The following is an 8,997-nucleotide window of genomic DNA, read 5'->3' as shown; positions in this document are numbered from 1 at the left end:
GCGGCGCAGCTCAAGGAGTTGCGTCGTTTTCTATACAGTTGGCAATTTATCTGGGCTGAGTTTTATGAAAAGCAAACAGCGTGTCAAAACCCTCCAAGGCATCCCCCACCTTGGACAAGAATTCCTCATTTTGTCTGGTTGTCGCGACATTGGCTTGTTCCATCCTGCGGTGCATGACTTGAGGCAAAAACGTCGTCAACAGCGAAGCCCCAATTGTTAGTGCAACGATGGACCAGTGGTACTGAAACAGTACAATAACGGAAACAATCGGATTGGTGATGAAACTGATCACCGAATACACTTTTTTGAATCCGCGTTCCTCAATCATTGTGACGTCGTTCGTCAGCCATGAAGCATAGGTGTTGGCAGATTGATTGTGAAATTCTGCGTAACCTTTTCGACTTAACACAGTCATAATATCCAGCCGTAATAGCAAGTCCATCTTTTGAATGGCCTTGCCTTGCAAATAATGTTCAATAAACAGGCAGATCATAAAGCCCAACCAAGCGGCAATCTCCAATGCCGTAAAGTAAATGAACTGCTTTATTTTGAATTTAATCAAGCTGTTCAACACATATGAGCCCTGGACGGCGGCAATCATCCGTAAAACAGATTCAGTTATAATCGTCAATGTAATGACGGCATTGATACCTTTCGTTTTCAAAAAATATGCTGACATGCAACCGCCCCACTCTCTGTGATTTTATTCTATGTATCCTCCCGAGTATTAGATACTCGAGAGGCTCGACATCAGAGCTTACCGCTCAGTGTCGTGAACGATGCCAGTCCGCGCACCCTCGCCGCAGAAGTTGAAAGTATCATTCGGCTGAGCGTTGGTTTCAACAGATGCGTTCGCAGAATCGAGATCGTCCAAGACCATCGCATCTTCATTTTCTTCGTTCATCGTCATGCTGATTCACCTCAAATTCCGGACATGACGCACACCGTTGTTGAGGCCGGCCCCCAACTTGTCCGTCATCTCTGCTACCCTGTTGAGATCCGATCCTCTGTCACTGATCCCTCTCAACAACTATAGAATAGCAGGATGACACCGCCACGTGCTAAAAGTGTCGTGGCTCAGATTAAATAAGTCTCTGATCCTTACGATTACTCATTTTTGCTTTTAATTGAAAAATGGGAAATTTTACTTTACTACAATTTTCAGCCGGCTACCAGCATACACTGTCCGCCATCTCAACGAAAAAAGCACGCCACCAACTAAGATGACGTGCTTTGTTAAAATCAGATACTACTTCTCTGAATCCTGATCCTTCGGCTTCGTGGCGGTCTTCGTCGCAGCAATCGACGGATCGTCCTCCGGGGCCGTGCCGTCAGCGGCGGTCCCCTTCTCAGCGCCTTCGCGCTTCATCTCGGCTTCGATGTCGGAGATAGAGTACACACTCTCCGGCGCCTCACCGACGGTCTTGGGTTCCATCTCCCGGTACTTGGCCATCCCGGTACCAGCCGGAATGATCTTCCCGATAATGACGTTCTCTTTCAGACCAATCAGCGGGTCGTTCTTGCCGCGGATCGACGCATCGGTGAGGACCCGGGTCGTTTCCTGGAAGGACGCAGCAGACAAGAAGCTGTTGGTCTCCAGGGCGGCCTTGGTGATCCCGAGCAGCACCGGCCGGCCAGTGGCCGGGATACCGCCCTTGATCAGGGTCTTGTGGTTCTGTTCGGTGAAGTCGGCAATGTCGAGGAGCGTGCCCGGCAGAATGTCGGTGTCGCCCGGATCCATGACCCGGACCTTCTGCAGCATCTGGCGAATCATGACTTCGATATGCTTATCACTGATGTCCACACCCTGCATCCGGTAAACCTTCTGGACTTCATCCAGCAGGTAGTTCTCGGTGGTCAGGGCATCGCGGACCTTGATCAGTTCCTTCGGGTCGACTGAACCAACCGTCAGCTTATCGCCGCGGTGGACGTGGTCGCCCTCCTTGACCATGACGCTGGACGCGTAAGGCACACTGTACGTCCGGGTATCGGTCTTGCCCTCGACCGTGATCTCGCGGGTATGTTCTGCGGGGTTCTCGTCGATGGTGGTGACTTCACCGGTGACTTCGGTGATAATCGAGAGCCCTTTAGGATTGCGGGCTTCAACGATTTCTTGCACACGGGGCAGCCCTTGCGTAATATCTTCGCCGCCGGCAACACCGCCGGTATGGAAGTTCCGCATGGTCAGCTGGGTCCCGGGTTCGCCGATGGACTGGGCAGCCACGGTACCGACTGCTTCGCCGACTTCGACTTCTTCACCAGTGGCCAAGTTACGGCCATAGCAGCGACGGCATACACCATGCTGCGTGTTGCAGGTGAAGACGGAACGGATGCAGACAGTCTCGACGCCGGCGTTCACGATCTTCTCGGCGAGATCCTCGTCGATCAGCGTGTTCTTCGGCACAATCGTCTCGCCTGTCTTCGGGTCCTTGACGGCCTTCATGGTGAAGCGGCCGAAGATCCGGTCGTGCAGCGGTTCGATCAGCTCGTTGCCGTCGCGAATCGCGGAGACATCGACACCGCGATCGGTACCGCAGTCTTCCTCCCGGATAATGACGTCTTGGGCCACATCGACCAGCCGCCGGGTCAAGTACCCAGAGTTGGCGGTCTTCAGGGCCGTATCGGTCATCCCTTTACGGGCACCGTGGGTAGACATGAACATTTCCAAGACGGACAAGCCTTCCCGGAAGTTCGAAGTAACAGGCACTTCCATCATGCCGCCGTTGGGCGCGGCCATCAGGCCCCGCATCCCCGCCAGCTGCGTGAAGTTAGAAATGTTACCCCGGGCACCGGAATCACTCATCATCGAGATAGGGTTGGTCGGGTCGAAGGCATCGATCAAGCGTTGCTGAATCGTGTCCTTGGCCTCGTTCCAGATGCTGACGATACGGTTATGCCGCTCTTCGTCGGTAATCAAGCCCCGCCGGAACTGCTTGGACACCGTGGCGACCTTCTTGTGGGCCGCGTCAACGATTTCCTGCTTATCCGGCAGATCCGGGACGTCGGCGATCCCGACGGTAATCCCGGACAGGGTGGAAATGGTGTACCCCAAGGTCTTCATGTCGTCCAGCAGTTCACTGGTCCGCTGCACCTTATAGATCTTGAATACTTGGGCGATGATGTCACTCAAGTAACCTTTCTTAAAGGGCTGGATCAATTCCGCTTGGTCCAGGTAGTCGTGAATATCTTGGCCCGGCTTCAGGAAGTACTTGTCAGGCACGCCATTAGCGAGGTTGTCGCCGGTGGGTTCGTTCAAGTACGGGAAGTCTTCGGGCAGGATCTCGTTGAAGAGGATCTTGCCAATACTGGTGACCATGATGCGGTGGCGCTGGTCGTCGGTGAACGGCTTCTTGGTCAGACCATCGACGGCTAAACCAACACGGGTGTGGTAGTGGACCTTGCCGGTACGATAAGCCATGACCGCTTCGTTCGTATCCTTGAAGATCATGCCTTCGCCGCGGCGGCCCTTGTCCTCCAGCGTCAGATAGTAGTTCCCCAGCACGACGTCTTGCGACGGCGTTACGATCGGCTTGCCATCCTTCGGTGCCAGGATATGGTGGGCGGCCATCATGAGCATCCGGGCTTCAGCTTGAGCTTCGTCAGACAGCGGTACATGGATCGCCATCTGGTCCCCGTCGAAGTCGGCGTTGTAGGCTTCGCAGGCCAGCGGGTGCAGACGGATGGATTTCCCATCGACCAGCACGGGTTCGAAGGCCTGGATACCCAGACGGTGCAGTGTCGGGGCCCGGTTCAGAAGGACTGGCCGCTCCTTGATGACGTCTTCGAGGACGTCCCACACATCGTCGTTTTGGCGCTCAATTTGGCGCTTGGCATTCTTGATGTTGGAAGCCAAGTTGCGCTTGACCAGTTCCCGCATGACATAGGGCTTGAACAGTTCCAAGGCCATTTCCCGCGGGACCCCGCACTGATAGAACTTCAGTGTCGGGCCGACATCGATAACGGACCGGCCAGAGTAGTCGACCCGCTTGCCCAGCAGGTTCTGACGGAAACGACCCTGCTTCCCTTTCAGCATGTGTGAAAGGGACTTGAGGGGCCGGTTGCCAGGACCAGTGACCGGACGGCCGCGGCGGCCGTTATCGATCAATGCGTCGACGGCTTCTTGGAGCATGCGCTTCTCGTTTTGCACGATGATGTTCGGGGCGTGCAGATCGAGCAGGCGCTTCAACCGGTTGTTGCGGTTGATGACCCGGCGGTACAGGTCATTCAGGTCAGAAGTAGCGAAGCGGCCGCCTTCCAACTGGACCATGGGCCGCAGATCGGGCGGGATCACGGGGATCACGTCCATGACCATCCATTCCGGCTTGTTGCCGGATTCCAAGAAGGCATCCAGAATATCCAGCCGGCGGATGGAACGGGTCCGCTTTTGACCAGAAGAGGTCTTGAGCTCTTCCTTAAGGGCGGCGACTTCCTTCGGCAGGTCCACGTCTTGGAGCAATTCCTTAACAGCTTCAGCACCCATCTTGGCGTTGAAATTGTCGCCGAATTGGTCCCGCTTCTCGCGGTATTCGCGCTCGGTCAGCAGCTGCTTCTTCTCCAGGTCAGAGTCACCAGGATCGATGACCACGTAAGAGGCGAAGTAGATGATTTCTTCCAGCGCCCGGGGGCTCATGTCCAGTACCAGACCCATCCGAGAAGGGATACCCTTGAAGTACCAGATGTGAGAAACCGGTGCCGCCAGTTCAATGTGGCCCATCCGCTCGCGGCGGACCTTGGACCGAGTTACTTCGACCCCGCAGCGGTCGCAGACAATGCCCTTATACCGAATCCGCTTGTACTTGCCGCAGGCACATTCCCAGTCCTTGGTGGGCCCGAAAATACGCTCGTCGAACAAGCCATCGCGTTCCGGTTTCAATGTCCGGTAGTTGATGGTTTCCGGCTTTTTGACTTCCCCGTAAGACCACGAACGGATCTTATCCGGAGATGCCAGGCCGATTTGCATGCTTTCAAATTTATTGACGTCTATCAATGCGTGCCCTCCTACTTCTGGTCGTCCGTACTATCCTGGGCTGCCGGCTTGCTGGCGCCGTCGGCGGGTGCCGCCGCAGCAGTGGCCTCACTGGCTTCGGCTTCGGCTTTTTTCGCTTCGGTGGCCGCCGCATACTTGGATAATGCATCGACATTCAGTACGTCATCATCATCGTCGTCCATATCGCGCAGTTCGATCTCGTTCTTGTGGGCGTCTAAGACCTTCATGTCCAGACCCAAGGCTTGCAGCTCCTTGACCAGCACCCGGAAGGACTCCGGTACACCAGGCTTCGGAATGGGATCACCCTTGACGATGGCTTCGTATGTCTTGACCCGGCCAACGACATCGTCGGACTTGTACGTCAGGATCTCTTGCAGGGTATAAGCAGCGCCATATGCTTCCAGCGCCCAAACTTCCATTTCCCCGAAACGCTGACCGCCGAATTGGGCTTTACCACCCAAAGGCTGCTGCGTGACCAGGGAGTACGGCCCAATCGAACGGGCGTGGATCTTGTCGTCGACCATGTGGGCCAGCTTCAAGTAGTACATCACGCCGACAGCGATCCGGTTGTCGAAAGGCTCGCCGGTACGGCCGTCATACAGAATGGACTTGGCATCAGAGGCCATGCCGGCTTCCTTGACGGTCGCCCAGAGATCCTCGTCCCGCACCCCATCGAAGACAGGAGTCGCAACGTGGATACCCAGATTACGGGCGGCCATGCCCAAGTGCAGTTCCAAGACCTGACCAATGTTCATACGTGAAGGGACACCCATGGGGTTCAAGAGGATATCGACCGGCGTGCCATCCGGCAGGTACGGCATATCTTCTTCAGGCACGACGATGGAGACCGTCCCTTTATTCCCGTGGCGGCCGGCCATCTTATCGCCGACCTGGATCTTCCGCTTCTGGGCAATGTACACCCGCACGAGCATGTTCACACCAGGAGAAAGCTCGTCGCCCGCCTCGCGGGTGAAGATCTTCACATCCTGAATGATCCCGCCGCCGCCATGCGGTACCTTCAGTGAGGTATCCCGGACTTCCCGGGCTTTTTCACCGAAGATGGCGTGGAGCAGCCGGTCTTCTGCGGACAGTTCGGTCATCCCCTTGGGCGTGACCTTGCCGACCAGGATATCGCCGTCGCGCACTTCGGCACCGATGCGGACAATGCCGAACTCATCCAGATCCTTCAAGGCGTCTTCACCGACGTTGGGGATCTCGCGGGTGATTTCTTCCGGTCCCAGCTTGGTGTCCCGCGCTTCAGATTCATACTCTTCAATATGAATGGACGTGTAGACATCATCCTTGACCAACCGCTCACTCAGTACGACCGCGTCTTCGTAGTTGTACATGTTCCAGGTCATGAAGGCGATCAGCGGGTTCTGGCCCAGGGCCAGCTCGCCGTTCTCCATGGCCGGGCCGTCGGCGATGACTTCCCGGTCATCCACCGTGTCGCCCTTGCGCACGATCGGCCGCTGGTTGTAACTCTTACCGGAGTTGCTGCGGCGGAACTTGGTCAGTTTGTACTTGTCCAAGGCCCCGTCAGCCCGGCGGATCCGAATTTCCTTAGCGTCCACGAACTCTACGGTACCAGCGTGTTCGGCTAGAACCGCAGTCCCGGAGTCGTGTGCCGCCACGTATTCCATCCCAGTACCGACCAGCGGTGCATGGGGATCGATCAGCGGCACAGCCTGCCGCTGCATGTTGGCACCCATCAGGGCCCGGTTACTATCGTCGTTTTCCAAGAAAGGAATGCAGGCGGAAGCGACCGAGACAACCTGCTTCGGCGATACGTCCATGTAGTCGACGTTGTCGGGGCTGGTTTCGATGTTTTCATCCTTATGCCGGGCCAAGACGGTCTTGTCCCGGAAGGACCCATCATCGTTCAAGACCGAGTTGGCCTGGGCAACGATGTAGTTATCCTCTTCGTCAGCGGTCAGATAATCGATCTTGTCGGTCACCTTATGGGTATCCCAAGACACGCGCCGGTACGGGCTCTCGATGAAGCCGTACTTATTCACGCGGGCATAAGTTGCCAGGTTGTTGATCAAGCCGATGTTCGGGCCTTCAGGCGTTTCGATAGGACACATCCGGCCGTAGTGGGTATAGTGCACGTCCCGCACTTCGTAACCGGCCCGGTCCCGGGTCAAGCCGCCTGGTCCAAGGGCAGAAAGGCGCCGCTTGTGGGTCAATTCGGCTAAGGGGTTGTTCTGGTCCATGAACTGAGACAGTTGCGAAGACCCGAAGAATTCCTTGACCGCAGCGACGACTGGTCGAATATTGATCAGCTGCTGCGGGGTCACCGTGTTGGCGTCCTGAATGGACATCCGTTCACGGACGACCCGCTCCATCCGGGCTAAACCGATGCGGAACTGGTTCTGCAGCAGTTCACCGACGGACCGGATCCGGCGGTTGCCCAAGTGATCGATATCATCAGTGCTGCCGATGCCCTCTTGCAGGTTCAAGAAGTAGTTGACCGAAGCAAAGATATCGGCCGGGGTCACGTGCTTGACCTTGGGATCGATATGACCGTTACCGATCATGTTGACTTCCCGCTCGGGGTCGACTTTGGAATAAACCTTGATGCTTTGCAATTCCATCGGGTCCGTTACCACGCCGTCTTCAGCCGGTGTGTAGGTGATGGTCTTAAAGTCATCGCGGTCCAGATAAGGGGCCAATTTGGCCATGACCTTACGATCGACCACGTCGCCCTTGTTGGCGATGACTTCCCCGGTATCCGGGTCGGCCAAGGTTTCAGCCAGCGTTTGAGTAAGCAGGCGGGTCTTCAGGTTCAATTTCTTATTGAACTTGTAGCGGCCGACTGCCGCAGTATCGTAGCGCTTGGGATCGAAGAACCGGGCATACAGTAAGGAACGGGAGCTGTCTGCCGTCTTCGGTTCGCCGGGTCGTAACCGCTCGTAGATATCCTTCAAGGCTTCGTCGACCCGCGGATCCTCCGTGTTCTTGTGAATATCCTTCTCCAGCGTCAGCATCAGGGATTCAGAATCACCGAGAATATCGATGATGTCGGAATCAGAGCCGAAGCCCAGTGCCCGCAGCAACACCGTGATGGGCAGCTTGCGGGTACGGTCGATGCGGACGTACGCAATATCCTTGGCGTCTGTCTCGTATTCGAGCCAGGCCCCGCGGTTGGGGATCACCGTGGTGCCCCAAGTGGTGCGTGAGTTCTTGTCGACTTGTGAATTGAAATAAACACCAGGCGAACGGACCAGCTGAGAAACGATGACCCGCTCCGCCCCGTTGATAATGAACGTCCCCTGCTCGGTCATGAGCGGGAAGTCGCCAAAGAAGACATCCTGGGACTTGATCTCCCCGGTGTCATGGTTGGTGAGCCGCAGTGTGACGTGCAGCGGTGCAGAGTAGTTCGCGTCGTGCTGACGTGCTTCCTCGACCGTATACTTAGGCTCCAGCAGCTTGTATCCCTGGTATTCCAGCGATAATTTGCCTTGGAAATCGTCGATGGGCATAATGTCATCGAACATTTCCTTTAATCCTTCGTCCAAGAACCATTGATAGGAATTCGATTGAATTTCGATCAGGTTCGGCAGGTCCAGCACTTCTTTGATACGCGAATAACTTCTGCGGGTGCGGTGTTTACCATATTTCACTAAATGACCTGACAAATGATTCACCCCTCATAAGTTGTGACCCGAGCCGGGAAACAAAATGTTAAGATTTCGTTAAGGTTGCTTTTCTGACCGGTTTTTGGGCAAAATAAAGGTCAAAAACAGTGCAGTTGTCTGACTGTTTTTGACCACTATAATGCGGGATCCGGACAATAGATCGCAACCCGCTTTTTCCGACTCAATTGACATATACTTTTAGTAGTTTACCACGTAGAAAATGAAAGTCAAGGCATGGCGGTTCCGTGTAGTTATGAATCCCCGACGGCCCGGTGATTTGGGCCCTCCGGCTGGCTGGGGCGTGGAAAGGATTCGCGAGGCCCGGCGATTTGGGCCCTCCGGCTGGCTGGGGCTGGAACGCCATGGGCA

Annotated in this window: 3 protein-coding genes and 1 pseudogene; all 4 read right to left on the bottom strand. The window is 55.6% G+C overall.

Translation table 11 applies throughout. From position 1 onward, the window contains the following. Positions 1–46: 46 nt before the first annotated feature. Positions 47–679, bottom strand: coding sequence for an ABC transporter transmembrane domain-containing protein (locus L248_RS14730; protein ID WP_022531057.1), 633 nt, complete (start codon positions 677–679; stop codon positions 47–49). A gap of 78 nt (positions 680–757) precedes the next feature. Beyond that, positions 758–910 carry a hypothetical protein gene (locus L248_RS15995; protein WP_022531056.1) on the bottom strand — a complete coding sequence of 51 codons (153 nt, stop codon included), beginning with the start codon at positions 908–910 and terminating at the stop codon, positions 758–760. Between the two features lie 432 nt (positions 911–1,342). After that, positions 1,343–4,987 (bottom strand): annotated as a pseudogene (gene rpoC, locus L248_RS14725) (DNA-directed RNA polymerase subunit beta'); the annotation flags it as partial. A gap of 11 nt (positions 4,988–4,998) precedes the next feature. Beyond that, entirely contained in the window at positions 4,999–8,637 is a 3,639-nt protein-coding gene (gene rpoB, locus L248_RS14720; protein ID WP_281169999.1) for a DNA-directed RNA polymerase subunit beta, read from the bottom strand. Between the last annotated feature and the right edge of the window lie 360 nt (positions 8,638–8,997).

This window comes from Schleiferilactobacillus shenzhenensis LY-73 (genome assembly GCF_000469325.1).
Taxonomy (GTDB): Bacteria; Bacillota; Bacilli; order Lactobacillales; family Lactobacillaceae; genus Schleiferilactobacillus; species Schleiferilactobacillus shenzhenensis.
Note: the sequence above shows the minus strand (reverse complement) of the source record. Positions and strands in the feature narration are given on the sequence as shown.

Excerpts from the sequence above, each read along its gene's own strand:
- L248_RS14730 (WP_022531057.1), bottom strand. The coding sequence starts at position 679 with ATGTCAGCATATTTTTTGAAAACGAAAGGTATCAATGCCGTCATTACA.
- L248_RS15995 (WP_022531056.1), bottom strand. The coding sequence starts at position 910 with ATGACGATGAACGAAGAAAATGAAGATGCGATGGTCTTGGACGATCTC.